Below are 24,445 nucleotides of genomic sequence, written 5' to 3'. Positions count from 1 at the left end.
CGCTTCCAAAGGGGGCGCTTGAGACGTGGACATCTACCTGCCCATCGCCGAGGTGTCGGTGAACGCGCCGCTGATCGTGGCGCTGGGCGCGCTGGTGGGCTTCATCTCGGGCCTGTTCGGGATCGGCGGCGGCTTCCTGATGACGCCGCTGCTGGTGTTCCTAGGCATTCCGCCCGCGGTCGCCGTGGCCAGCATGTCCAACCACGTGGCCGCCTCCTCCATGTCGAGCGTGGTCACCTACAGCCGCAACCGCGCGGTGGACTGGCGGATGGGCGGGGTGCTGGCGGCCGGCGGCGTGGTCGGCGCGATCGTCGGCGTCGAGCTGTTCCGCTGGCTGCGGCTGCTCGGCCAGGCCGACCTGGTGGTGGCGCTTTCCTACCTGATCTTCCTGGGCGTGATCGGCGGGCTGATGCTGACCGAGTCCCTAAGGGCGATCCTGCGCCGCCGCCGGGGCGAGCCGCCGCCCCCGCGCCGCGACCGGCGGCCCCCCTGGCTCTACGGCCTGCCGCTGAAGCTGCGCTTCCCGCGCTCCCGGCTCTACATCAGCGTGATCCCGCCGCTGGCGCTCGGCGCCTTCGTGGGGGTACTCTCGGCGGTGATGGGCGTGGGCGGCGGCTTCATCCTTGTGCCGGCCATGGTCTACATCCTGCGGATGCCGGCCCGCGTCGTGGTCGGCACGAGCCTCTTCCAGATCATCATCACCACCGCGCTCACCGGCGTGCTGCAGGCCGGCCGCAACCAGACCGTGGACATCGTGCTGGCCACCCTGCTGCTGCTCGGCGGGGTGCTGGGAGCCCAGTACGGCGCGCGGGCCTCGGCGCGGTTCCGGGCCGAGGAGCTGCGGGCGATCCTGGCGCTGATCGTCCTGATGGTCGGCCTGCGCATGGGCCTCGGCCTCTTCGTCCGGCCCGACGAAGCCTTCGTCCTCATGCAGGGGATGGGCGGCTGATGGCTGTCGACGCCGCCCCGCCCGCCGCCGTTTCCGCGGCGCTCACCGAGACGCAGGTGCAGGTCGCGTCCAACTTCCGCGGCGCGCAGATCGTGCTCTACGGCGCGGTGTTCGATCCCGCCCAGCGGCCGAGCGACGTCGTGGTGATCGTGCGCGGCCCGGAGCAGCCGGTGCGGATCGCCCGCAAGGTGCGGGTGGGGCCGCTGTGGCTGAACAGCCGACCGGTGGTGTTCCACGGCGCGCCCGGCTTCTACATCGCCGCCTCCACCCGGCCGCTGGACGATATCGCCCGCTTCCGGACGCTGCGCGAGCTGGGCGCGGGCGTCGACCACCTGCCGATCCGAGCCCCGGACGAGCAGCGCGTGGAGACCCGCTACGGCGTGCGCGACGTGGTCGTCAGCCGGCTCGGCCCCGACTACCTGCTGTGGCGGCGCGCCGTGGTGCGGCTGAAGGAGAAGGCCGGCCTCTACGCCGCCGACGAGCACGGCGTCCGCTTCGTCGACCGCGGCCTGTTCCGCGCGGAGATCGCGCTGCCCGCCCAGGCCCCGACCGGCCAGTACCGGGCCGACATCCTGCTGTTCCAGGACGGCGAGCCGGTGTCGGTCCGCACCCGGACGCTCACCGTGGAGAAGGTGGGCGTCGAGCGCACCCTCTACGTCTGGGCGCACGAGCGGCCGTGGCTCTACGGGATCGTCGCCATGGCGCTGGCGCTGGCCGCCGGCTGGGCGGCGAGCTTCGCCATGCGACGAGACTAGTCGGGGCCCAGCGAGCGCCACCCGACGGCGTGCACCCGCGCCTGGCCGAGCGCGCCGGCCAGCGGGGGCCGCGCGAACAGGCCCGAGAAAGCCGCGTCGCGGATGTTCAACCCCCCGGCATAGGCGCCGAAGGCGGGCAGGATGGCGCGTTCCGCATCGGTCACGAAGCAGCGTCGGCGCACCGCGCCGCGCGAGGCGCGCACCTTGGCCGCCGGGTGCAGGTGGCCGGCCACCTCGCCGGAATGGACGCCGGCCTGCGGCTCGTGGCGGAAGGTGAGGCCGGCCAGCTCCAGCTCGTCCGCGGTCTCGCCGGGCAGGGCGCGGGGTCCGTCGGCGTCGTGGTTGCCGATCACCCAGATCAGCCGCCGGCCCGCGGCCAGCGCCCGCAGCCGCCCGGCGTCATCGCCCGCCAGCCGCTCCTCGGACCTGCGGTCGTGGAACGTGTCGCCCAGCAGGATCACGGCCATGGGCGAGAGCACCGCGACCTCCGCCTCCAGGCGGCCCAGGGTCTCGCGCGTGTCGTACGGCGGCAGCATCTGGCCTCGGGCCGCGTAGGACGAGCCCTTCTCCAGGTGCAGGTCGGCCACCACCAGGGTGCGCTCGGCCTCCAGCCAGAGCGCGCCGGAGGGCCGCAGCATCACCGCGGTCCCGCGCACCCGGGTCCGCAGCGAGCCGCAGGGGCTGCCTTCGAAGTCGTAGACGTAGGCGGGCGAACTCAACTCAGGGCCTCGGCGATCAGGTCTTCTTCGGCTTCCGCCAGGATCATCTCGCCCGCTGCGCCCGGCGACCGCTCCTTGCCGATCTCAAGTAGGATCGGAACCGAGAAGGGCGAGAGGTGCTCGAGCGGGGCGTGGCGGATCCGGCCGCGGATGCGCGCCAGCATCTGGCCCAGGCGCGCCACGTCGATGAGGCCGGTCGCCGCATCCTCGCGCGCGCAGCGCAGCAGCAGGTGGTCCGGCTGGTGGCGGCGCAGGACGTCGTAGATCAGATCGGTGGAGAAGGTGATCTGCCGCCCGGTCTTCTGCTGCTCGCCGGGGAAGCGCCGCTCGATGAGGCCCGCGATGATCGCGCAGCCCTTGAAGGCGCGCTTCATCATGAAGCTCTCGTTGAGCCAGTCCTCCAGGTCGTCGCCCAGCATGTCCTCGGCGAACAGCTCGTCGAAGTCGAGGTGATCCAGCGGCTTCAGGGCCCAGACGGCGAGCGCATAATCGTTGCAGACGAAGCCCAGGGGCGCCGCGTTCAGCCGCTCCAGCCGCCGCGTCAGCAGCATGGCCAGCGTGGTGTGCGCCAGGCGGCCCTCGAACGGGTAGCAGACCATGAAGTGGCGCTTCCCGCGCGCGAAGGTCTCCAGCAGCATCTCGTCCTCGCGGACGATCAGCGAGCGGTCGCGCTGCGCCTCCAGCCATTCGCGCACGTCGGTGGGCAGGACGCTCCAGTGGCTCTCGTCGAACATCAGCTGGCGCACGCGCTTGGCGAGATAGGTGGAGAGGGCGAACTTCGAGCCGCCCCAGGACGGCATCTTCGGATCCGTGTCATTGGCCGGCGAGACCAGCACGTCGAGGTTCGTGAGCCCCATCAGCCGCCAGGTCTGGCCGGCGAAGACGAAGGTGTCACCGGGGTCGAGCATCTCCAGCATGCCTTCCTCGACCTCGCCGATCTTGCGCCCGCCGCGGCCGCCGCGGCTGGCGATGCGCACCGACAGCATGGCGGGGGAGACGATGGCGCCGACGTTCAGCCGGTGCCGCTGGGCGGTGGCGATATTGCGCACCCGCCAGCGGCCGTCGGGTCCCCTCACGATTCGGCGGAAGCGGTCGTAGGTCTTCAGCGCATAGCCGCCGGTGGAGACGAAATCGACGACCTGCTCGAAGTCCTCCCAGGGCAGGTCGCGGTAGGGGCCGGCGGTGCGGACCTCGTCGTAGAGCTCCAGCATGTCGAACGGCTCGGAGCAGGCGCAGCCCATGACATGCTGGGCCAGCACGTCCAGCGCCCCGATCCGCGGCGGGTCACCGTCAAGCTTGTTCTCGGCGATCGCCTCGCGGGCGGCCTGGCACTCCAGCATCTCGAAGCGGTTGGCCGGCACGAAGATCGCGTGGGAGGGCTCGTCCAGCCGGTGGTTCGCCCGGCCGATCCGCTGCACCATCCGGGACGCCCCCTTGGGGCTCGCGAGCTGGATGACCAGGTCCACGTCGCCCCAGTCGATGCCGAGGTCGAGAGTGGAGGTGCAGACCACGGCGCGCAGCTCGCCGCGGGCCATGGCCGCCTCGACCTTGCGCCGCTGCTCGGCGGCGAGGCTGCCGTGGTGCAGGGCGATGGGCAGGCTGTCCTCGTTCAGGCGCCAGAGCTCCTGGAAGGCGAACTCGGCCTGGAAGCGGGTGTTGACGAAGACGAGCGCCGTCCGCGAGCGTTTGATGACCTCGTAGACCTCGGCCATGGCGTGCTGGGCGGTGTGGCCCGCCCACGGCACCCGCCCCTCCGACAGCAGCACGTCCACCAGCGGCTCCGCACCGGCCGGCCCGCGGACCAGGTCGATGCTGGACGGCCCGCCGGGCCCCGCCATCCAGCGCTTGATCACCTCCGGGTCGTCGACCGTGGCCGAAAGGCCGACGCGGCGCAGGTTCGGCGCGAACTGCTGGATGCGGGCGAGATCGAGCGCCAGCAGGTCGCCGCGCTTGGAAGAGTGCAGCGTGTGGATCTCGTCCAGCACCACGCAGGAGAGGCTCTCGAAATAGGCCCGCGCGCCTTCCCAGGCGCAGAGCAGGGCGAGCTGCTCGGGCGTGGTCAGGAGGATGTCGGGCGGCTTCAGCCGCTGGCGCTGGCGGCGCGAGACGCCGGTGTCGCCGGTGCGGCTCTCGGCGGTGACCGGCAGGCCCATCTGCAGGATCGGAGCGTTCAGGTTCCGCTCCACGTCCACCGCCAGGGCCTTCAGCGGCGAGATGTAGAGGGTGTGCAGGCCCGTCGGCGCGTTGGCCGGCGGCCGCTGCGTCAGCTCGATCAGGCTGGGCAGGAACCCTGCCAGGGTCTTGCCGCCGCCGGTGGGTGCGATCAGCAGGGCGTCGCGACCGGCCTGCGCCCGCTCGACCATCGCCAGCTGGTGGGCGCGCGGGCTCCAGCCGCGCTGGGCGAACCAGTCGGCGAACCTCTCCGGGAGCAGGTCGGATGCGGGGACCGCGGCGTCGGCCATTCCGCCCCTATAGCATGTTCCCGTTCCGTTTCACGAGGCAGGTCGCGGCCTCTTGCTTACATCGTAAGCGCTCGGCAAGGTGCGCCGCCTCGGAACAAGGAAGGCGCGCCATGAACCCCGCTGCGGAATTCGATGTCATCGTCTACGGCGCCACCGGCTACACGGGCCGCCTCGTGGCCGAGCACCTGGCCCAGCGCTATGGCGTGGGCGGCGAGGTGAAATGGGCCATGGCCGGACGCAGCCAGGCCAAGCTCGAGCAGGTGCGTGACGAGATCGGCGCGCCGAAGGACACCCCGCTGATCGTGGCCGACGCCGACGACCCCGCCTCCCTGGAGGCCATGGTGAAGCGCGCCAAGGCGGTGATCACCACGGTGGGCCCCTACCAGCTCTACGGCGACACGCTGATCGCCGCCTGCGCCGCGGCCGGCACGGACTACCTCGACCTCACCGGCGAGCCGAACTGGATGGCCCGCACCATCGTCGCCCACCACGAGACGGCGAAGAAGACCGGCGCGCGGCTCTGCCACTCCTGCGGCTTCGACTCCATTCCCTTCGAGCTGGGCGTGCTGTTCTGCGAGGAGACCGCCAAGGCGAAGCTGGGCGGCCCGGTCCCCCGCGTGAAGGGCCGGGTGCGCGCCATCAAGGGCGGCCTCTCCGGCGGCACGGCGGCCTCCGGCGCGGCCACCATGGCCGCGATCCAGAAGGATCCGTCGCAGCTGGCGGCGATGATGAACGACTTCGCGCTCACGCCCGGCTTCCAGGGGCCGCCGCAGCCCCCCGCCAACCAGGTGCAGCACGACGAGGACGTCGGCGCCGACGTGGGGCCGTTCATGATGGCGGTGATCAACGCCAAGAACGTCCACCGCTCGAACTTCCTGATGGGCCATCCCTACGGCCAGGACTTCCAGTACGACGAGATGTCGATCCTGGTCCCGGGCGCGCCCACCGAATTCACCGCCGTGGGCCAGGCCGGCGGGCCGAAGCCGGGCGAGGGGCCGACCAAGGAGGAGCGGGAGACCGGCTTCTTCGACGTGGTCTTCGTGGGCCTCGCCGCCGACGGCCGCAAGGTCCGCGTGGCGGTGAAGGGTGACCGTGACCCCGGCTACGGCTCGACCTCCAAGATGATCGCCGAGTCGGCGCTGTGCCTGGTGAAGGAGTGCCAGGACACGCCCGGCGGCGTATGGACGCCCGGCGCGGCCATGCGCACGAAGCTCATCGACCGCCTGCAGAAGAACGCCGGGCTCACCTTCGTCGTGGAGGACTGACGGGGCCGCGGCCTTCCCCTGCGTCCGTCAAACAGCGGTCATGGAACTGTAGCTTCACTGTAGATCGCGCCTGTTAGGGCCCCCCGTCGACCGCACACAGCGGCTGGGGGAACAGACGATGAAGTCGAAGCTTTGGGCCAGCGCCACGGCGCTGGCGATCACCGCTGGGCTGGCGCAGGCCGCCGCCGCCCAGGAAACCGTCCAGCTCGCTGAGAACACGGCGATCGAGGAGATCGTCGTGCTGGGCCGGGGCGAGGCCCGCCAGGTCCAGACGGTGAGCGGCGAGGAGCTCGCGCTCGAGACGCCGGGCGCCAGCCCGCTGAAGCTCGTCGAGAAGCTGCCCAACGTGAACCTGCAGGCGGCCGATCCCTTCGGCTCCTACGAGTGGGCGGCGCGGATCTCGATCCGCAGCTTCAACCAGAGCCAGCTCGGCTTCACCCTCGACGACGTGCCGCTGGGCGACATGACCTACGGCAACCACAACGGCCTGCATATCTCGCGCGCCATCGCCGGCGAGAACGTCGGGGCCGTGGAGCTGGCGCAGGGCGCGGGCGCGCTCGACACGGCCTCGGCCAACAATCTCGGCGGCGCGCTCAAGTACGTCTCGCGCGATCCGCAGACCGACTTCGGCGGCCTGGTGGCCGCGACCGGGGGCAGCGAGTCCACCTGGCGCGGCTTCGCCCGTCTGGAGACCGGCGAGCTGGCCACCGGCGCCCGCGGCTACGTCAGCTACTCCCACAACACCGCCGACAAGTGGAAGGGCGCGGGCGAGCAGCGGCACCAGCAGCTCAACGCCAAGGTCGTCCAGCCGCTCGGCGAGACGGCGTCGGTCACCGGCTGGGTCAACTGGTCCAAGCGGCGCGAGAATGACTACCAGGACCTGTCGCTGGAGATGCTCGACCGGCTGGGCCCCGGCTGGGACAACATCTCCGACGACTGGCCGCTGATCGTCCGCATCGCCGAGATCGCCAACAACCGCGGCGACACCGGCGTGACCCCCGCCCGACCCTCGGCCGGGACCACCTACCCGGCGCCGATCGTCTCGGCGGACGACGCCTACGCCAACGCCGCGGGCCTGCGCGACGACCTGGTGGGCGCCGTCACGCTCAGCTTGTCGCCGCACGAGAGCGTGGACTTCCGGGCCACCGCCTACCTGCACAACGACGAAGGCCAGGGCCTCTGGTTCACGCCCTATGTGCCGTCGCCGAACTACGGCGTCGCCGGGGCGACCCGCGACAACGCCCCGATCTCCATCCGCACCACCGAGTACGACCTGGGCCGCCAGGGCCTGGTGGCGTCCGGCACGGTCCGGATCGGCGCCCACGCGATCAACGCCGGCGTCTGGTTCGAGAACAACGAGTTCAACCAGGCCCGCCGTTACTACGGCCTGGGCTACGACGCCCCCGGCCGCGACAGCCTGGAGATGCAGGAAGGCCCGTTCCGCACCGACTGGGAGTACGACTTCGGGACCACCACCTGGAAGCTGCACATCCAGGACACCTGGACGGTCACCGAGGCGCTCACCGTCAACCTCGGCTTCGCCTCGCTCTCGGTGGAGAACGAGGGCCGCACGGTCTTCGCCCGCACCGAGTCCCTGCGCAAGAACGGGACGATCGAGGCGAAGGAGAACTTCCTGCCGCAGGCCGGCGCCCGCTACGCGCTCACCGAGGACAGCGAGCTCTTCGCCGGCTACGCCCGGAACATGCGGGCCTTCCCGAGCTCGGGCACCTCGGGTCCGTTCTCCACGACCCAGGCCGGCTTCGCGGCGATCCAGGACACCCTGCAGCCCGAGATCTCCGACACCTTCGAGGGCGGCTGGCGCTTCCGGACGGCGAGCTTCCAGGGCGTGCTCGCCGCCTATCACGTGACGTTCAAGGACCGGCTGTTCGCGGTGCCGGTGGGCTCCGGCATCGTCGGCAACCCCTCGGCGCTGTCCAACGTCGGCGGCGTCACCGCCAAGGGCGTCGAGGCGGTCGGCGCCTGGGACATCACCGACCGGTGGTCGGCCTTCGGCTCCTACGCCTACAACGACTCCACCTATGACGACGACACGGTGGACGGGAACGGCGCGGTGGTCGCCCGCACCGCCGGCAAGACCACCGTCGACACGCCGCGCCACCTCGCCAAGGCCGAGCTCGGCTACGACGACGGCGCCTTCTTCGGGCGGGTCTCCGTCAGCTACATGAGCAAGCGCTACTTCACCTACGAGAACGACCGCAGCGTGCCGTCGCAGACGCTGGCCGAACTGGCGGTCGGGTACCGCTTCTCGGGCTCGCCGTGGCTGGAGGGGCTGGAGGTTCAGCTCAACGTCTCCAACCTCTTCGACGAGGACTACATCTCCACCATCAACTCCAACGGCTTCCCCCTGCGCGGCGACAGCCAGACCCTGCTTCCGGGCGCGCCCCGGCAGGTGTTCGCCACCCTGCGCAAGACCTTCTGATCCCCCCGAACTGGAGGCCCGGGCCGCGGTCCGGGCCCTCGCTTTTCGGTGCGGCCTTGCGCGTGCACGCCGCCGCGCGGATCGTGGGCCGATGAAAGCCGCCCTGCTCGCCGCCCTCTCGCTCGCACTCTGCGCCTGTTCGCAGCCGACGGACGCCCAGCCCGCGGCCGCGGCGCCGGCGACCTTCCCCAAGCCCGACCGGCCGGTGGCCGACATCGTGAGCCCCGTCTGGTCCAGCGGTCCCGACCGGGACAAGGCCGACGAGAACGGCCAGCTGGTGCGCGGCCTCGGCATCCGGGCCGGCATGGCCGTGGCCGACATCGGCGCGGGCTCCGGCTACCACACGATCCGGCTCTCGCCGGTGGTGGGGCCCAAGGGCCGCGTCTACGCCCAGGACATCATGGTGGACTACCTCGCCGACCTGAAGGCGGAGGTGGCGCGGCGGGGCCTGACGAACGTGGAGCTGGTCGTGGGGACGCCGGACGATCCCCGGCTGCCGGCGCCGGTTGACCGCGCCGTGCTGGTCCACATGTACCACGAGGTGGAGAGCCCCTACGCCCTGCTCTGGAACCTCGCAGGCTCCCTGAAGCTCGGTGCGCGGGTAGGGGTCATCGACCTCGACAGGCCGACCCCGCGGCACGGCACGCCGCCGGCCCTGCTGAAGTGCGAATTCGAGGCGGTGGGCTACCGCCAGGTGGGCTTCACCGCTCTCAAGGGCGGCGGCGGCTACCTGGCGGTGTTCGAGCCGCCGGCCCCGGGACGGCGGCCGGAGCCCGGCGCGATCCGTCCCTGCCGGGCCTGAGGGCTCAGGCCGCGGCCGTCTCGGCCTCGACCATGGCGCGCAGCAGCTCGACGATCTTGCGCCGCAACCGGGGGTCGCTGAGCTTGGGGAAGTTGGAGGCCAGCTCGAGGCCCTCGGCGGTGAGCAGGAAGGCATGCGCGCCCGACGCCGCGGCCGAGGCCTCGCCGTCCTCGGGCAGGCCCTCGTAGAAGTAGTTGATCGGCACCTGCAGGGCGCGCGCCGTCTCCCACAGCTTGGAGGCGCTCACGCGGTTGGCGCCGCGCTCGTACTTCTGGATCTGCTGGAAGGTGATGCCGAGCGCATCGGCCAGCCTGTCCTGGCTGAGCCCAAGCTCCTTGCGGCGCATGCGGATGCGCAGGCCCACGTGACGGTCGACCGGATGGGCGTCCGGATCGGTGGGGGTGGCCGCGGCAAGGCTCGCGGGCTTGATCGGCTTGGTCATGTTCAGGGTCGCCCCGACGTTGGTCTCGTCTTCGGGCCGGGCGGTGGTCGCCCAGCCTCGAAGCTTCGCCCTAAGAGGCCTGAAGCCAACCGCCGGTTGAAGCCATGCCCTTACCCATTTTGGGGCCTTTCGAGGCGCAGGTGCGACGAGCCGTCGCACGAAACGCCCCCGGCGGCCCCGTCTGCAGGGGTTCTGGGCGCCCGTCAGCCGCCGCCGGCGGCGCGCTGCCGTTCCCACTCGGCGACCACGCCGAGCCTGGCGAGCGCCGTGAACATGCGGGTCACATTGGCATGGTTGTCGGCCATCAGCTGCACGAACTGGGGCCGGGCCAGCACATGGGCCGGCAGGACGAGGCCTTCGGGCCCCCGCACGCAGAGCCGGTCCTGCACCAGCCGCGCCGCGTGCCGGCGCACCGTCTCCTCCGGCACGCCCAGGCGGGCGCTCAGCTCGGCCACCCGCACCGGCCGCCGCATCTCGTCCGGCACGAAGCTCGCCGGGCCGCCCTCCTCGCCGCCGCGGGTCTCGTCGGGAAAGCCCTCGGTGTTGGCGCGAAGGACGGCGAGCAGGATCAGGCCACGCACCAGATCGCCCACGTGGATGGCCAGCAGGTCGACCATCCGCAGCACATAGTCCGACGAGATCCGCACCACCGCCCGCACCGGCGCGCTGGAGGCGGGGTCCAGGGCGCGGGCGGGGTCCGGCGACGGCAGGTCCGCGAGGCCGCCCAGGGCGCGCAGCCGGAAGTAGAAGTCGCGCAGCAGCTGGTAGGTGCCGATCACCGCCTCCCGGTGACGCGGCGAATGCAGGGTCGCGGCCGGCACATAGACCCCCTGGGGCGTCACCTCGCACGCTCCCGCGGCGGCCATGCGGGCGATGTGTCGGCGCGCCGTCTCGTACGGCAGGCGCAGGGACTGGGCGATGGCGCTCACGCTCACCCGTCGGCGCAGCTCGTCCGGCGGCGGCGCGTCGTAGTCCGCGTAGGCCAGCTGCAGGTCGGCGTCGCGGGTCAGCGGCGCGATGTTGGCCTGGACGATGGAGAGCAGCAGCACGCCGTCCAGGAACTCGCGGTCCAGACGGCCCACCTGGACGAGGTCCAGGAGGAAGGCGACCGAGATGCGGCCGATGAGCCTGAGCCTGGAAAGCGGCTGGGACTGGGGCATGTGAGTGTCAGGCGCACGGGCTGGGGCGCTTAGCCTTGACATGCATCAAGGCGCGCGCAACCCCCGGCTGCAAGCTGATCGGTGATCAGGCGCGCATCGCGCCGGCGATGAACGCCTCCAGGTCGGTGACGGCCCGCCCATCCTCGTAGAGTTCGCCGAGCGCCGCGACCGTCGCCGCCCGCAGGGCTGCGCGCCGGTCGGCGTCCGCGCCGAGGGCCGTGGCGAGGGCCGCATAGTCCCCCAATTCCTGGGCGACGGGCGCGTCGGCCACGCCCATCTGCCGGTAGGCGCCCGCCACGTAGCGGCCGCGGGCGAAGCGGCCGGGCCAGGTCACGGTGGGCGTGCCGGCCGCCAGGCTTTCGTAGAGGGTGACGCCGCTGCCGAAGTGGATCGGATCGAGCAGGACGTCGAAGGCCGCGCAGAGCCGGGCGAACTCGCCGCCTCCCACCCGGGGCAGGAAGATCACGCGCTCCAGCAGCGCCGGCGCCTGCCGCTCCCACCGGGCTTTCAGCAGCTTCGTCCACCAGGGCTCCGGCGCGGCCGGCACGACGATCCAGCCGTTGGGGTCGCGCGCGGCGATCTCGGCGAGGACCGCGTCGAACTCCGGGTGCAGCTTGAACAGGCTCTGCGGACAGCCGTAGAGCGCGCCGGTCTCCGGCAGGCCGAAGTCCATCCGCGAGCCGGGGGCGGGCGCGACCGGCCGCGGATAGAAGCAGGGCAGCCTCGCCAGCCTCGCCAGCCGCTCGCTGTAGTGGGCCTCCGCGCCGGCCGGCTCGGTCAGGGCCGAGGAGACGAACCAGTCCATGGTGTCCAGGCCGCTCGTCACCGGATGGCCCAGGCTGGTGAACTGCACCGGCGCGAGCCGGGCGTAGGCCAGCCAGTAGGTCGCCGAGCTCATGCCCACGTCGGGATAGAAGAGGGCGTCGAGCGCCAGTCCCGCCAGCCGCTGCTGCTGCTGCGCCAGCGGCCCCGCCAGGATCACGGCCCGGTCCGCGGCCGCGTCGACGGCGTCGCGCACCCCATCGCGCACCGACCCGGGGCCATGGATCACCACCACCTCGAACCTCTCCCGGTCCAGCCGCTCGACGAAGCCCCGGTAGAAGCGGCCGATGGAGTGGTCGCGGAAGAAGTCGGAGAGGAAGCCCACGCGGACCCGCCGCCCGGCGGGCGGCGTCCAGCTCGCCACGTGGGGCGCCTCGAAGGTGAGCTGCGGCGCGCGGGCCCGGAAGAGGCGACCGAGCCGTTCGACGAGCGGCCGGTCGTCCCCGCCCTGGTAGGCCAGGTTGAACCAGCGCAGCTGTCCCAGCGCGTCCAGGTCGACGGGGGTCTCCGGCGCGCGCTCCAGCGCCGCCAGCCCGGCCTCGAAGCGCGTCCGCCCCTCGGCCGCCTCGGCGCTCGACCCCGGAATGACCGGAAGCGTCAGGGCGTGGCGCGCCGCGGCCGCGAACGAAGGCTTCAGGGCGTGCGCCTCCCCATAGGCGGTGCGCGCCTCCTGCGTCCGGCCCTGTTCCTCGAGCACCCGGCCCAGGTGCAACCGAACCTCGGCCGAGCCGGGGGCGGCGGCCGCGGCCGCGCGGCAGGCGGCCTCGGCCTCGCCCAGGCGCGCACCGCGACGGAGCAGGATCACCAGGTTGCCCAGCGCCGCGGTCAGCCTCGGCTCCAGGACGAGCGCCTGGCGGTAGTGCGCCTCGGCCTCCGCCGCGCGGCCCTGGGCCAGGCAGAGGCCCGCCAGGTTGTTGTGCGGCTCCGCGAGGCGGGGATCGAGCCGCAGGGCGTCGCGATAGGCCGCCTCGGCCTCGGCCAGCCGGCCGGCCTGATGGAACGAGAGGCCGAGCGCGGCAAAGAAGGCCGCCAGGGCCCCCGGCGCGCCTCCCGCCGCCTCGGCCGCCCGGAGCGCGGCGGCGGCGCCCGGAAGGTCACCCTGGCGCGCGCAGGCCTTCGCCGCGGCGACGTGCGCCGCGGCGTCGGACCGGTCGGGATCGGAAGGGGCCGCGGCCATGCCGATGCTTAGCGCGGCGGGGGTCTGGAGGGGAAGTTGGCCGGTCCCGCGGGGGCAGTAGGGGGGATGCCAGGGGTGTGGCGGGACCGGCCGTTCCGACCGCGCGACGGGGGGGGCTTCGTGCGGTCGGGAGCAAGAACGTCGCCGGCCGAACGGCGTTCCCGCGCCCCTGAAATCTTTCCGTGGACGGCGTCCGCCGCGACGCCTTGCCGCGCCCGGCTCCACGCCATCTTAGGGATTTTCACCTTCGATGGCGGCCGGTTCAACGACGCGCCCGGGGGGCGAACAGCCGATGCAAGACCCGTCCCGGCCCGGCCTGTCGCGCCGCGGCCTCTTCCTCGCCGGCGGCGCCGCGCTCATGGCCGCGCCCGCCGCCTTCGCCGCCACGCCGCGCAAGGCCAAGCCGGCTGCGGCCCCCCATGCCGCTGCCGACGCCAACGCCGCGCCCGCCCTCACGCCCGAGGCCGCCATGGCCCGGCTGATGGCCGGCAACGGCCGCTATGTGGCGGCCCGCGCCACGCACCCGAACGGCGACGCCGCCCGGCGGCGACTGGTGGCCGCCAGCCAGCACCCGTTCGCCGTTGTCCTGGCCTGCGCCGACAGCCGCGTCGCGCCCGAGTTGGTCTTCGACCAGGGTCTCGGCGACCTGTTCGTCGTCCGGGTGGCGGGCAATGTGGTGGACGACGCCGTCCTCGCCTCGATCGAATATGCGGTGATCCACCTCGGGGCCAACCTGGTCATGGCCCTGGGACACGAGCGCTGCGGAGCGGTGAAGGCCACGGCCGACGCCCTCGACGGCCACGGCTCCCCCGACGACGCCGACACCAAGATCGGCGCCCTGGCCGCCCTGATCGCTCCGGCGGTCCGCGCCGTGCCGGCCGGCGCGGCGGACAAGGTCGACGCCGCCGTCTCGCTGAACGCCGCCCACGCCGCGGCCGAGATCTTCGCCGGCTCCAAGCCCCTGCGCAGCCGGGTGCTGGCCGGAGAGCTCAAGATCGTCGCCGCCCGCTACGATCTCGATGACGGCAAGGTCACTCCAGCCAGAGGCCGCGAGATCGCCTGATCTCCGCTGCCCGATAGAGGTGTCCTATGGCCGAGCCAAGGAAACATCTATTTCGCCGCGTGCGGACCGTCTGTCACACCTGTAGATGGCGCCGAATTCTCGGCGCGCAGTTGCGAGCGTATCGATGACTGATCCCGAGCAGTACGTGCTGGCTCTGGAGCTCCTGTTGTCGCTGAGGGTCGCCCAGGACCCTCCGGAGGTGCGGCGGGAGATCGCCCGCGCCGTCGAGGACGGCCTGGACTCGTCGGGCGCCGTCGAGCGCGCGATCCGTGAGCGGGCCCTGCGCATCCTGCGCGAGTGCGACCCGGTGGGCCTGCGTCCGGTCTGAGCCCTGCCGGCGGGGCTTGACGGAGGGGCCGCCCGGGCGCTTCCACACCTGCATCGCCGGCCGTCCCTGGGCCGAGGCGGAGGACCCATGCGACTGCTGCTCAACCTCCTGTGGTTCGTGTTCGGCGGCTGGATCTCCGGGACCGCCTGGCTGCTCGCCGGCCTGGTGCTGGCGATCACCATCGTGGGCCTGCCCTGGACGCCTGCCGCCTTCCGCATCGCGGGCTTCAGCTACTGGCCGTTCGGCCGGGTGATCGCCGACCGCGACCCCGGCGTCACCAGCGTGCTGCTCAACGTCCTGTGGCTGGTGTTCGCCGGCTGGTGGCTGGCCCTGCAGCACCTGGTCCTGGCGGTCGGCCTCGCCGTCACGATCATCGGCATCCCGTTCGCCTGGCAGCATGTGAAGCTGGCCGGCCTGTCGCTCACCCCGGTGGGCAAGGAGATCGTCCCGGCCTGAGGCCGCCTGCGGCGTCGTCGCCCGCGGGTTCGCCTTCCGTTCCGCCCCGACTCCGCTAAACTCCGCGGGTGACCGCCCCCCTCGCCACCGTCGACCTCGCGCCTGCCCTCGTGGTGCTGCCCGGCCCCCGCGCGGCTGTCGCGGACGGCGCCGGCGCGCGCACGCTGCGGCCTCCCGCCGCGCGCGACCTGGTCGAAGCCGCCCCGGTGCTGCTGGCCCACGCGGCCATGACGGCCCGCCGGCTGGGCCTCAACGTCCCGCCGCGCTCGCCGCGGATCTTCGACGCCCTCGAACTCTTCGCCTTCGTGCGGCCCGCCCGGTTCTGCGCCCCGTCCGCCGCCGGCGTCGCCCAGGCGCTCGGCATGCCCGAGCCCAAGGGGGCCGAGGCCCAGGCGCTGGCGCTCGGCGAGGCCTGCCGCATCCTGCTGGCGGAACTCGCGGCCGCGCCGGAGCCGTCCCGCGAGGAGGCGCTGGCGGTGGCCGAGACCCTCGCCCGCGCCGGCTGGTCCTGGGGCCAGGCCGCCATCGCCGCCCTGCGCTCCGCGCCCGTCGGCAACATGTTCCGCTCCTCCGGTCTCGATGTCTGGATGCGGATGGTCGAGTGGGAAGCGGAGGCGCCGCCGGGGGAGGCCGGCTCCAAGTCGGTCGGCGCGGAGCACGCCGCCGAGCGGCTGAAGGAGCTGCTGCACCGCTCCGGCCTCGACGAGGCCCGCCCCGCCCAGGCCGAGTACGCGGCCGAAGCCGCCTACGCCTTCCAGCCGCGCGAGAAGGAGGGCGAGCCGCGGATGATGCTGGCCGAGGCCGGCACCGGCACCGGCAAGACGCTGGCCTACCTCGCCCCGGCCTCGCTGTGGGCCGAGGCCAACGGCCCGGCGGTCTGGGTCTCCACCTACACCCGCGCCCTGCAGCGCCAGATCGAGCGCGAGAGCCACTCGGTCTTCCCCGACCCCAAGGTGCGGGCGAAGAAGGCCGTGGTCCGCAAGGGCCGCGAGAACTACCTCTGCCTGCTGAACTTCCAGGACCACGCCAACCAGGCCCAGCTCGGCGGCGCGGACCTGGTCGGCATGGGGCTCGCCGCCCGCTGGGCGCGGGCGACCCGCGACGGCGACATGACCGGCGGCGACTTCCCGGCCTGGCTGCCGACGCTGTTCGCGGTCCCGCCGGCCGCCCAGGCCAGCGCCGCCAACCTGGTGGACCGGCGCGGCGAGTGCATCCATGCCGGCTGCCAGCACTACCGTACCTGTTTCGTGGAGAAGGCGATCCGCGGCTCGCGCCGGGCCGACATCGTCATCGCCAACCACGCCCTGGTCATGACCCAGGCGGCGTTCGACGGGGCCCGCGCCGCCCGCGGCTCCAAGGCCGACGCCGAGACCACCCAGCTCAAGCGCATCGTCTTCGACGAGGGCCACCACCTGTTCGACGCCGCCGACAGCGCCTTCTCGGCCGCGCTCTCGGGCGCCGAGAGCGCCGAGATGCGCCGCTGGATACGCGGTCCGGAGGGGCGCGGCCGGCGCGGCCGGGGCCTCGAGGCGCGGCTCATGGAGGTGCTGGGCGACCACGACGACGCCAAGCAGGCGCTGGTCCAGGCCACCCACGCCGCCGCCGCCCTGCCGGGCGAGGGCTGGTCGGGCCGCATCGCCCCGCCGAACGGCGAGGTGAACCCGATCGGCCCTATCGAGCAGTTCCTGGTGGCCGTGCTGGAGCAGCTGCGCGCCCGCGCCGCTCCCTCCGAGGTGGGGATGGAATGCGCCGCCCGCCCGGCGCTCGACCTCGTGCGCGACACCGCCCGGGAAGCCGCCGCGGCCCTCGCCAAGGTGGAGGCGCCGCTGCTGGCGCTCGCCCGCGCCCTGGAGGACGTGCTCGACCAGGAGGCCGCCACCCTCGGTCCCACGGAACGGGCCCGCATCGAGGGCGCGCTGCGCGGCCTCGACCGCCGCGCCCGCATGACGCTCCCGGCCTGGCGCTCGATGCTGCGGGCCATCGACGAGGACGCCGAGGACGACCCAGACTTCGTGGACTGGTTCGACGCCACCTTCCTCTACGGCCGGGTGGTGGACGCCGCCTGCCGCCGCCACTGGGTGGATCCCACCGAGCCCCTGACCAACGCCGTGATCGCGCCCGCGCACGGCGTGCTGGTCACCTCCGCGACCCTCGCCGACCAGACCCTGGACGACCCCTTCGCGCTCGCCGAGATGCGCACCGGCGCCGCGCGCCTGCCGGACCGGCCGAAGACGCTGCGCCTCGCCTCACCGTTCGACTACGCCAACCAGGCCCGCTGCTTCGTGGTCACCGACGTGGGCAAGGACGATCCCCGCCAGATCGCCGCGGCCATGCGCGAGCTGTTCCTGGCGGCCGGCGGCGGCGGGCTGGGTCTGTTCACCGCCATCCGCCGCCTGCGCGCGGTGCACGAGCGCATCGCCGCCCCGCTCGCCGATCGCGGCCTCGCCCTCTACGCCCAGCACGTCGACCCGCTCGAGGTGGGCGCGCTCGTGGACATCTTCCGGGCCGAGGAGGACGCCTGCCTGCTCGGCACCGATGCGGTGCGCGACGGCGTCGACGTGCCCGGCCGCTCGCTGCGCTGCCTGGTGTTCGACCGGGTGCCCTGGCCCCGGCCCGACATCCTGCACAAGGCCCGCCGCGTCCGCTTCGGCGGCAAGGGCTACGACGACGCGATCGCGAGGGGCCGCATCGCCCAGGCCTTCGGGCGCCTGATCCGCCGCGCCGACGACAAGGGCGTCTTCGTGATGCTCGACGCCTCGTCGCCCACCCGCCTGTTCTCGGCCCTGCCGGAGGGCGTGGAGCTGGAGCGGATCAGTCTCGTCGAGGCGATCGAGAAGACCGCGGCCTTTCTGAAGACCTAGGCCGTTTGCGGAGCGGCGGCCGGCCCGCTACTCAGGCGCCATGAAAAGCTTGGGTCTCATCGGCTTCGGCCAGTTCGGCCAGCTGGCGGCCGGGGTCCTGAAGACCCGCTTCGACGTGCTGGTGACCGACCGGGCGCCGGACGCCCGCGAGCGCGCCCGCGAGCTCGGCGTCGCCTTCGGCTCCCTCGAAGAGGCGGCCGCCCGCGACGTGGTCGTCCTGGCCGTGCCGGTGGCCGCCATGCGCGCGGTGATCGCCGCGATCGCGCCGCTCCTGAAGCCCGGCGCCCTGGTGGTGGACGTGGGCTCGGTGAAGGTCTTGCCGGCTCAGTGGATGCGCGAGCTGCTGCCGGCCCACGTCGACATCGTCGCCACCCACCCGCTGTTCGGCCCGCAGAGCGTGGCGCGCGACGGCCTGCCGGGCCTGCGTTTCGTGGTCTGCCCGATCCGCGGCGACCGCCACGAGAAGGTCGCCGCCTTCGGCCGCGAGCTGGGCCTGGCCGTCACGGTGACGACGCCGGAGGAGCACGACCAGGAGATGGCCTACGTACAGGCCCTGACCCACCTGATCGGCCGCAGCCTCGTCAATCTCGGCATCCCGGACGAGCGGCTGGCGACCCAGTCCTACCAGCACCTGCTGGAGCTCTGCGGCCTGATCGGCGGCGACACCTTCGAGCTGTTCACCGCCATCCAGACCCAGAACCCCTACGCGCCGGAGGTGGTCCGCGGCTTCGTGGCCCAGGCCCAGGACCTGCTGAAGCAGGTGGAGACGGCCCCTAGGCCCTCATGAACTCAGCCAGCGCGTCGACCACGGCGCGGTTGTGCTCTTCCAGGCCGATGGTGATCCGCACATGGCCGGGCAGGCCGTAGTTGCCGACGCCGCGCACCAGCAGACCCTTGGTGGCGAGGAAGGCCTCGGCCTCCTTGGCGGTCTTGCCCGGGGTGGTGGGGAAGCCCACCAGCAGGAAGTTGGCCGCCGAGGGCAGCACCACGTCCACGCCGAGGCCGCCGAACTGCTGGGCGAGCCACGGCCGCCATTGCTCCACATGGTCGATGGAGCGGCGCTGGAAGTCCTCGTCGCCGAGCGCGGCGATGGCCGCGGCCTGGCCGGGGATCGAGATGTTGAACGGCAGCCGGATACGGTCGACGGCGGCGGAGATCTCGGCCGGCGCATAGCCCCAGCCGACCCGCAGGGCGGCCAGGCCGTGCAGCTTCGAGAAGGTGTGGGTGACGACCACGTTCTGCGCCGTCCGCGCCAGGTCCAGGCCGTCGTCGAAGGCCGGGTCCTCGCAGAACTCGCCGTAGGCCCCGTCCAGCACCAGAACGACGCTGGGCGGCAGCGCCGCGTGCAGCCGCAGGATCTCCGAGAACGGGATCCAGGTGCCGGTCGGGTTGGCCGGGTTGGCGATGAACACGAGCCGGGTGCGGTCGTCGACGCACTTCAGGATCTCGTCCACGCTGATCGTGTAGTTCGGCTCATTCGCCCGCCGCACTTCGGCCTGGCAGGCGTAGGCGCCGATGGCGTAGGCGGCGAAGCCGTACTCGCCCTGCACGATGTTGTCGCCGGGCTCCAGGAACACCTGGTTGAGGAGCTGGAAGACCTCGTCCGAGCCCTGGCCGAAGATCAGCCGCTCCGGCTCCAGCCGGAACCGCTCGGCCACCGCCGCGCGCAGCAGGCTGGTGCGGCTGTCCGGGTACATGTGCAGCTGGTCGGCGGCGCCGGCGTAGGCCTCTCGGGCCTTGGGGCTGCAGCCCAGGATGTTCTCATTGGCCGAAAGCTTGATCGGGTTCTCCACGCCCTCGGCCTTGGCCTTGCCGGGCACATAGGCGTGGATGTCCATGATGCCGGGCTTGGGGAGCGGGCGCGCGGCGCGGGCGCGGTCGTTGAGCGGGGCGTCGTCGGACATTCGGACCGTAGAGGATCAGCCTTGAGGCCCGTTCGGGCCGGGAAGCGTCGCCTCTTACACGTCCAGCGGCGCGGGCGCAGCCCCGATGACGCCGGAAAGCCGGCCCGGCGCGCGCGCCAGCCGGGGGTCGTCGGCCTGGTAGAAGCCGGCCAGGCTGAAGAGCTTCAGGCCGCCGGCCTCGGCCACGAGCGTGGCCGCCGCGCCGTCCCGGCTCAGCGTCTCCTCGACCGCCCCGGCGGATTGCGGAGCGTCGGTGACCCAGAAGGTGACGTCGCCGCCGGTGGGCTCCACCTCCACCTCGCCGACGGCCAGCGCCGACAGCGGGCCCCAGGCGGAGACGCAGGGCAGGGCGGCGAACACCCTGAGCTTCGGCTCGGCCAGCAGACGGCCCCACCAGGCGCTGTCGGGCGTCAGGGCGGCGATGGCGACGCCGCCCGGCGTCTTCGCCGCGGCGAGCGCCTCCTCGGGCCTGGCGACCTGGCGCAGCGGCGGGGCCGCGCCGAACCGCAGACGGGCGAGCTCGACGGCGCGCGCGGGATCCTTGCCGCCCCAGACCGCCAGGTGGAACGGACCCTGCAGCTTCAGGCTCTCGCCGATCATCTCGCGCCAGACCCGCACGACCAGGGCGGCGCTCGCGCCCTGGCGCGGCTTCGCCAGAAGCCGGCGCAGGAGCTGGGCCTCGCGGCCGGGCTTCAGGCCGAACCTGCCGGCCTCCCCCGCCGCCGCCTTGGCGGCGGCGACGACCCTGGCCAGGCCCGCCCGCTCGTCCAGCAGCTTCAGGAGCTCGGCGTCGATGACGTCGATGCGCGCACGGACCTCGTCCAGCGTCGGTGTCGCGGGCGTGGTCTCGGCTTCGGCCATTTTCTCCCCCGAAAATGCAGGGTCGCGACCTAGGTCATTGCGCGGCCGGGCGCAATAGGGCCGGAGGACGCAAGAAAGTTGCAGCCGCAACCAGGACTTAGGCCGCCCGGGCGTCCTGCGTCTCGCCCAGCGCCTTGGCGAGCGCGTCGCGCAGGTGCTCGGCCTTCATGGGCTTCTCGATCACGCCCACCATGCCGGCCTCCAGATAGCCGCGCACCTCGTCGGGGTCGACGTTGGCGGTGAGCGCGATGATCGGCGTCTGGCCGGCGCGGCCGGGCAGGGCGTGGATCTCCCGGGTTGCGGTCACCCCGTCCATGCCGGGCATGCGGATGTCCATCAGGATCAGGTCGAAGCGGCCGCTGCGGGCCGTCTCCACCGCCTGCAGCCCGTCCTCGGCGGTTTCGGTGGTGCACTGGAGCATTTCGCACAGCGCCTGGGCGACCACCCGGTTGGTGGCGTTGTCGTCGACGATCAGGATGTGAGCGGCGCGGCCGTGCGCCTCGGCCGGGCCCTCGGGCGCCTCGGTGGCGCGGGGCAGGGGGAATTCGAAGGCGACGGTCTGGGCCCCGCCCGCCTGCGGCTCGTCGGTGATCGCGCCGTCGTGGCCCGCGACGATCCGGCGGGCCAGCATGGCGCCGATCGCCACCTCCAGCCCGAAGCGGTCGGCGACGTCCCGCACCCGCGCCTCCAGGTCCTGGGCTTCCCAGGCGGCGCTGCGTGCGCCGCGCACCCGGCCTTCCAGCCTCACGGTGTCGCCGGGCCCGGCGAACGCCTTCAGGCTCACCTCCACGGCCCTGCGGCCGGCGCTCGCCACCGCCTCGCCGATGAAGCCGTCGAACACTTGCAGGAGCCGGGCCCGGTCACCCATTACGCACGCCTCCGGGTCGCCGTCGTAGGAGACCAGCAGGGTCACGCCCGCCTGGGCCGCGCGGCCCTGCCAGCGGTCGCTGATCGTGTCGGTGAGTTCGCACAGCCGGATCGGCGCGGGCGAAAGGGTGAGGCCTTCGGTGGCCACGGACTTCAGGTCGAGGGCGCTGTCGAGCGTGCGGCGCACGCCTGCCGCGGCCTCGGCGACGCCGGCCACGCAGGCCTGGGCGTCCGGCGCCAGCCGCTGGCGCGACAGCTGGTCGGCCAGCGCCAGCACACCGTCCATCTGCTGGCGGATCTCAGCGCTGACCCGGTCGAAGAAGAACGCTGGCAGAGACATGGGCCGCCGGAGTGGGAGGACTGGATCCCCCCGATCATGCCGCCAAGGCTTTGAGCAGTCGTTAAGTGGACCGCTCCGCAAAAAAGAAGGGCGGCGGGAGACCCGCCGCCCAAGATGGCGCTAGGGAGGAAACGCGCCTTTCTAGAACCGGTACTGCAGCTCCACGCCGTAGGTGCGCGGCTGGATCAGCCCCCGCGTGATGGCCGTCCGGGTCTGGACGAGCCCGGGGCCCGGATTGGGGATGTCGAAGATCGCCGTCGGCGTCGTCGAGCCGTTGGACGTGTAGCCCCGCTCGTCGAAGGCGTTCTTCACGAAGCCGATGAGGGTGTAGCGGTCGTCCGCGTCGTTCCACAGGACCCGGAAGTCCGTGACGTCGTAGGCGGGGACCTTGTTCGCCGCGCTCTTGAACGGCTGGTAGGTGGTCTCGTCGGTCCAGGTGTAGGTCGCCGACAGGATCAGCGAACCCGGATCGAAGTTGAAAGTGTAGTTCGCGTTGCCTGCGAACTTGTGCTTCGGCGACTGGTAGATCCGCGAGCCTTCCAGGGTCTGGAAGACGAGGCGAGTGCCGTTGGACGTCACGAAGCCGCCCGAGGGGGTGGCGTTCGGATCGAGCGCGCCCGGGTCCGCCGGATCGTAGAAGCAGCAGCCCTTGGTGATCTCGGTGTGCAGGTAGCCGTAGCTCGCCGACAGGTCGAGGTTGTCGATCGGCCGCCACAGCGCCTCGAGCTCGACGCCATAGGCTTCGGAGTCGACGTTGACGAAGTTGTTGGCCGCCGCCGTGCCCGCCGCGTTGAGTTGCGACAGGTTGAGCTGCATGTCCTTGAAGTCGTTATAGAAGGCTGCGGCGTTCAGCTGGAAGCGCCGGCCGAGGCTCTTCTTCAGGCCCAGCTCGTAGGCGTCGACCTGCTCCTGGTCGGCGGTCGGGTCGGGAGCCAGGGTCCCGAGCAGGAAGCCGCCCGACTTATAGCCGCGGCTGTACTTGGCGTAGACCAGGGTGTCCTCGTCCGGCGTCCAGTCCAGGTTCAGCACGCCGGTGACGGCGTCCCAGCTGTCCGACAGCGAGCGGAAGTTCTGCACGCCGTTCGCCGCGTTGCCGTCGATGTCGGTGGAGACGTCGAACGCCGCCGCGCCGCTGGCGATGGCTGGCGACAGGATCACCAGGCGCTGGGTCTCGAAGCCCGACTTCTTGTCCTTGGTGTAGCGGAGGCCGGCGGTCAGGGCGAACTGCTCGTTGAACTCGTAGGTGCCCTGGCCGAACACCGCCCAGGCCTCGGATTCCAGGTTGGCCTGGCCGTCGGCGAAGTTGCGGCTCGGGTTGGCGGCCGCCGGCGTGCCGCGCAGGGTCAGCGGCGTGGCGAGCTGGACCTGGTTCGGATTGGCCAGCTGGATCCGCTGCTTGTACTCCTCGTGGTACTGGTAGAAGCCCAGGATCCAGCGAAGGGCGCCGTCGGAGTTCGAGGTCAGGTTGATCTCGTTCGAGAAGTAGCGCTTGTTCTCGTCGAAGTCGGTCGTGGTGGTCGGGAAGTAGGGGACCGCCATGCCCGGGATATTGATCGCCGCGGTGCGGCTGGTGCCGTCGTAGTCGCCGCCGGTCTGGTAGTTGTACTGCTGGAAGCCGCCGATGTACTTCAGCGTGGCGAAGCCCAGGTCATAGCTGACATTGGTCGCCAGCACGTGGTTGCCGCGCAGCTGGCCGTAGCCGTCGGTGTTGGTGTTGGTGACGTACGGGTCGGTCACGCCGGGATTCGGCGTCGCGTAGCCGAACTGGGCGTTGGGCACGAGCTGGCCGATCGGGCCGAACGGCAGCGTGGTGTCGTAGGGCGTCACCAGGTTGGCGAGGCGGTCGCCCACGCCCATGGTGTCGTCCCAGTTGGAGCGGTTGTAGCGCGCCCAGATGCTGAGCTTCTCGGTGGGCTCGGCCTCGACCTGGAACTCGAAGTAGGTGCGCTTGATCGTGGCGCCGTCCTTGCCGCCGCCGATGTTCTTGATGAAGCCGTCGCGCTGCCAGTCCTGGCTGCCGCCCACCTTGAAGCGCAGGTTCTCGGCCACCGGCAGGGAGACCACGCCCTCGATCTTGGTGCGCTCGTAGTTGCCGTAGCCGGCGCGGATCTCGCCGCCGAACTCCTGGTCGGGACGCTTGGAGATCTGGTTGATCGCCCCGCCGATGGCGTTGCGGCCGTAGAGGGTGCCCTGCGGGCCCCGCAGGATCTCGGTGCGCTCGATGAACAGCGGCGACTTGAACAGCTCCGACGACGAGGCCGAGTAGAAGCCGTCCGAGTAGGAGGCCACGCCCGGGTCATTGCCGATGTAGAAGGTGTTGCGGCCGGCGCCGCGCAGGCTGACCCGGTCGGTGCCGGAGTAGTTCATGCCCGGCGTGAAGTTCACGAAGTCCTGGATGCCGGTGATGCCGGCGATGTCGCGGCGCTCCGAGGTGAAGGCCGAGACGGCCACCGGCACGTCCTGCAGCGACTGCTCGCGCTTCTCGGCGGTGATGACCAGTTCCTCGAGCTCGGTCCCGCCGGCGTCCTGGGCCAGGGCGGGTTGGGCCAGGGCGGTGAGGGCGACGGCCGACACGCTCATGGCGAGCAGGCTGCGCAGCCGCAGGGTATTCAGAGACATGCAGTCCTCCCGGGACGCGCGCGCGGGTGCGCGGCGCCGCTTCTTTCGCTTTGCTGTGGGCGGGCGCGGGGAGGCGCCCGAAGGGCCGGGACCCTCAGGGCGCCCGGCGTCGCGGGTCAACTGGACGGCGATAACTTATCGACTTTCACGGCA

The 24,445-nt window shown here is 72.2% G+C and carries 19 protein-coding genes; 10 read left to right on the top strand and 9 right to left on the bottom strand.

Annotation, left to right across the window (positions count from 1 at the left end; translation table 11 throughout):
• Nucleotides 1–25: 25 nt before the first annotated feature.
• On the top strand, nucleotides 26–949 hold the full coding sequence (locus tag VM685_RS04420) for a sulfite exporter TauE/SafE family protein (protein WP_325458911.1): 924 nt from the start codon (nucleotides 26–28) through the stop codon (nucleotides 947–949).
• A complete protein-coding gene (locus tag VM685_RS04415; RefSeq protein ID WP_325458910.1) occupies nucleotides 949–1,704 on the top strand; it encodes a TIGR02186 family protein in 756 nt (251 codons plus the stop codon). The genes VM685_RS04420 and VM685_RS04415 overlap by 1 nt, the downstream gene beginning before the upstream one ends.
• Here VM685_RS04415 and pdeM read toward each other — a convergent pair.
• Together pdeM and VM685_RS04405 are read right to left on the bottom strand one after the other, a co-directional pair.
• On the bottom strand, nucleotides 1,701–2,423 hold the full coding sequence (gene pdeM, locus VM685_RS04410) for a ligase-associated DNA damage response endonuclease PdeM (RefSeq protein WP_325458909.1): 723 nt from the start codon (nucleotides 2,421–2,423) through the stop codon (nucleotides 1,701–1,703). The two genes, VM685_RS04415 and pdeM, sit on opposite strands and share 4 nt — an antisense overlap.
• A complete protein-coding gene (locus VM685_RS04405) occupies nucleotides 2,420–4,885 on the bottom strand; it encodes a ligase-associated DNA damage response DEXH box helicase (protein ID WP_325458908.1) in 2,466 nt (821 codons plus the stop codon). Before VM685_RS04405 ends, pdeM begins: the two co-directional genes overlap by 4 nt.
• A 110-nt stretch (nucleotides 4,886–4,995) precedes the next feature.
• Between VM685_RS04405 and VM685_RS04400 the strand changes: the two genes are divergently transcribed.
• From VM685_RS04400 to VM685_RS04390, 3 genes are all read left to right on the top strand, one after another.
• Nucleotides 4,996–6,150 (top strand): saccharopine dehydrogenase family protein, encoded by a 1,155-nt coding sequence (locus tag VM685_RS04400; protein ID WP_325458907.1) that lies wholly within the window; start codon nucleotides 4,996–4,998, stop codon nucleotides 6,148–6,150.
• Between the two features lie 118 nt (nucleotides 6,151–6,268).
• Nucleotides 6,269–8,590, top strand: a complete 2,322-nt coding sequence (locus VM685_RS04395) for a TonB-dependent receptor (RefSeq protein ID WP_325458906.1) — start codon at nucleotides 6,269–6,271, stop codon at nucleotides 8,588–8,590.
• Nucleotides 8,591–8,681: 91 nt separating this feature from the next.
• A complete protein-coding gene (locus tag VM685_RS04390) occupies nucleotides 8,682–9,392 on the top strand; it encodes a class I SAM-dependent methyltransferase (protein ID WP_325458905.1) in 711 nt (236 codons plus the stop codon).
• A gap of 4 nt (nucleotides 9,393–9,396) precedes the next feature.
• Here the strand turns inward: VM685_RS04390 and VM685_RS04385 are convergent, their stop codons facing one another.
• From VM685_RS04385 to VM685_RS04375, 3 genes are all read right to left on the bottom strand, one after another.
• Nucleotides 9,397–9,834: a helix-turn-helix transcriptional regulator gene (locus VM685_RS04385; RefSeq protein WP_325458904.1), complete on the bottom strand. Its 438-nt coding sequence runs from the start codon at nucleotides 9,832–9,834 to the stop codon at nucleotides 9,397–9,399.
• 203 nt (nucleotides 9,835–10,037) lie between these two features.
• Nucleotides 10,038–10,994: a hypothetical protein gene (locus tag VM685_RS04380; RefSeq protein WP_325458903.1), complete on the bottom strand. Its 957-nt coding sequence runs from the start codon at nucleotides 10,992–10,994 to the stop codon at nucleotides 10,038–10,040.
• Nucleotides 10,995–11,079: 85 nt separating this feature from the next.
• Entirely contained in the window at nucleotides 11,080–12,993 is a 1,914-nt protein-coding gene (locus VM685_RS04375) for a tetratricopeptide repeat protein (RefSeq protein WP_325458902.1), read from the bottom strand.
• Between the two features lie 292 nt (nucleotides 12,994–13,285).
• Here VM685_RS04375 and VM685_RS04370 point away from each other — a divergent pair, with 292 nt between their 5' ends.
• The 5 genes from VM685_RS04370 to VM685_RS04350 all read left to right on the top strand — a co-directional run bounded on the left by VM685_RS04370 (nucleotide 13,286) and on the right by VM685_RS04350 (nucleotide 18,488).
• On the top strand, nucleotides 13,286–14,056 hold the full coding sequence (locus tag VM685_RS04370) for a carbonic anhydrase (protein WP_325458901.1): 771 nt from the start codon (nucleotides 13,286–13,288) through the stop codon (nucleotides 14,054–14,056).
• Nucleotides 14,057–14,180: 124 nt separating this feature from the next.
• Nucleotides 14,181–14,384 carry a hypothetical protein gene (locus tag VM685_RS04365; RefSeq protein ID WP_325458900.1) on the top strand — a complete coding sequence of 68 codons (204 nt, stop codon included), beginning with the start codon at nucleotides 14,181–14,183 and terminating at the stop codon, nucleotides 14,382–14,384.
• An 87-nt stretch (nucleotides 14,385–14,471) separates the two neighbouring features.
• A complete protein-coding gene (locus VM685_RS04360) occupies nucleotides 14,472–14,840 on the top strand; it encodes a YccF domain-containing protein (RefSeq protein WP_325458899.1) in 369 nt (122 codons plus the stop codon).
• 68 nt (nucleotides 14,841–14,908) lie between these two features.
• Entirely contained in the window at nucleotides 14,909–17,701 is a 2,793-nt protein-coding gene (locus VM685_RS04355; protein ID WP_325458898.1) for an ATP-dependent DNA helicase, read from the top strand.
• Nucleotides 17,702–17,741: 40 nt separating this feature from the next.
• Nucleotides 17,742–18,488 carry a prephenate dehydrogenase gene (locus tag VM685_RS04350; RefSeq protein ID WP_325458897.1) on the top strand — a complete coding sequence of 249 codons (747 nt, stop codon included), beginning with the start codon at nucleotides 17,742–17,744 and terminating at the stop codon, nucleotides 18,486–18,488.
• Here VM685_RS04350 and hisC read toward each other — a convergent pair.
• The 4 genes from hisC to VM685_RS04330 form a co-directional block, all read right to left on the bottom strand.
• Entirely contained in the window at nucleotides 18,475–19,605 is a 1,131-nt protein-coding gene (hisC, locus tag VM685_RS04345) for a histidinol-phosphate transaminase (protein ID WP_325458896.1), read from the bottom strand. The genes VM685_RS04350 and hisC overlap by 14 nt on opposite strands.
• Nucleotides 19,606–19,659: 54 nt before the next feature.
• Nucleotides 19,660–20,466, bottom strand: a complete 807-nt coding sequence (locus VM685_RS04340) for a chorismate mutase (protein ID WP_325458895.1) — start codon at nucleotides 20,464–20,466, stop codon at nucleotides 19,660–19,662.
• A 97-nt stretch (nucleotides 20,467–20,563) separates the two neighbouring features.
• The gene (locus VM685_RS04335) at nucleotides 20,564–21,673 is read right to left on the bottom strand and encodes a response regulator (RefSeq protein ID WP_325458894.1); all 1,110 of its coding nucleotides are present in this window, start codon (nucleotides 21,671–21,673) and stop codon (nucleotides 20,564–20,566) included.
• Nucleotides 21,674–21,814: 141 nt separating this feature from the next.
• Complete coding sequence (locus tag VM685_RS04330) at nucleotides 21,815–24,292, bottom strand: TonB-dependent receptor (protein WP_325458893.1); 2,478 nt, start codon at nucleotides 24,290–24,292, stop codon at nucleotides 21,815–21,817.
• Nucleotides 24,293–24,445: the final 153 nt, after the last annotated feature.

Source organism: Phenylobacterium sp., from assembly GCF_035539035.1.
Lineage (GTDB): Bacteria > Pseudomonadota > Alphaproteobacteria > Caulobacterales > Caulobacteraceae > Phenylobacterium.
Note: the sequence above shows the minus strand (reverse complement) of the source record. Positions and strands in the feature narration are given on the sequence as shown.

What these genes read in the sequence shown, in the direction of transcription:
- VM685_RS04370 (WP_325458901.1), top strand. Translation starts at nt 13,286, where the DNA reads ATGCAAGACCCGTCCCGGCCCGGCCTGTCGCGCCGCGGCCTCTTCCTC.
- VM685_RS04360 (WP_325458899.1), top strand. Translation starts at nt 14,472, where the DNA reads ATGCGACTGCTGCTCAACCTCCTGTGGTTCGTGTTCGGCGGCTGGATC.
- VM685_RS04380 (WP_325458903.1), bottom strand. Translation starts at nt 10,994, where the DNA reads ATGCCCCAGTCCCAGCCGCTTTCCAGGCTCAGGCTCATCGGCCGCATC.
- VM685_RS04405 (WP_325458908.1), bottom strand. Translation starts at nt 4,885, where the DNA reads ATGGCCGACGCCGCGGTCCCCGCATCCGACCTGCTCCCGGAGAGGTTC.
- VM685_RS04350 (WP_325458897.1), top strand. Translation starts at nt 17,742, where the DNA reads ATGAAAAGCTTGGGTCTCATCGGCTTCGGCCAGTTCGGCCAGCTGGCG.
- VM685_RS04390 (WP_325458905.1), top strand. Translation starts at nt 8,682, where the DNA reads ATGAAAGCCGCCCTGCTCGCCGCCCTCTCGCTCGCACTCTGCGCCTGT.
- VM685_RS04415 (WP_325458910.1), top strand. Translation starts at nt 949, where the DNA reads ATGGCTGTCGACGCCGCCCCGCCCGCCGCCGTTTCCGCGGCGCTCACC.
- VM685_RS04335 (WP_325458894.1), bottom strand. Translation starts at nt 21,673, where the DNA reads ATGTCTCTGCCAGCGTTCTTCTTCGACCGGGTCAGCGCTGAGATCCGC.
- VM685_RS04385 (WP_325458904.1), bottom strand. Translation starts at nt 9,834, where the DNA reads ATGACCAAGCCGATCAAGCCCGCGAGCCTTGCCGCGGCCACCCCCACC.
- VM685_RS04365 (WP_325458900.1), top strand. Translation starts at nt 14,181, where the DNA reads ATGACTGATCCCGAGCAGTACGTGCTGGCTCTGGAGCTCCTGTTGTCG.
- VM685_RS04400 (WP_325458907.1), top strand. Translation starts at nt 4,996, where the DNA reads ATGAACCCCGCTGCGGAATTCGATGTCATCGTCTACGGCGCCACCGGC.
- VM685_RS04395 (WP_325458906.1), top strand. Translation starts at nt 6,269, where the DNA reads ATGAAGTCGAAGCTTTGGGCCAGCGCCACGGCGCTGGCGATCACCGCT.
- hisC (WP_325458896.1), bottom strand. Translation starts at nt 19,605, where the DNA reads ATGTCCGACGACGCCCCGCTCAACGACCGCGCCCGCGCCGCGCGCCCG.
- VM685_RS04340 (WP_325458895.1), bottom strand. Translation starts at nt 20,466, where the DNA reads ATGGCCGAAGCCGAGACCACGCCCGCGACACCGACGCTGGACGAGGTC.
- VM685_RS04375 (WP_325458902.1), bottom strand. Translation starts at nt 12,993, where the DNA reads ATGGCCGCGGCCCCTTCCGATCCCGACCGGTCCGACGCCGCGGCGCAC.
- VM685_RS04330 (WP_325458893.1), bottom strand. Translation starts at nt 24,292, where the DNA reads ATGTCTCTGAATACCCTGCGGCTGCGCAGCCTGCTCGCCATGAGCGTG.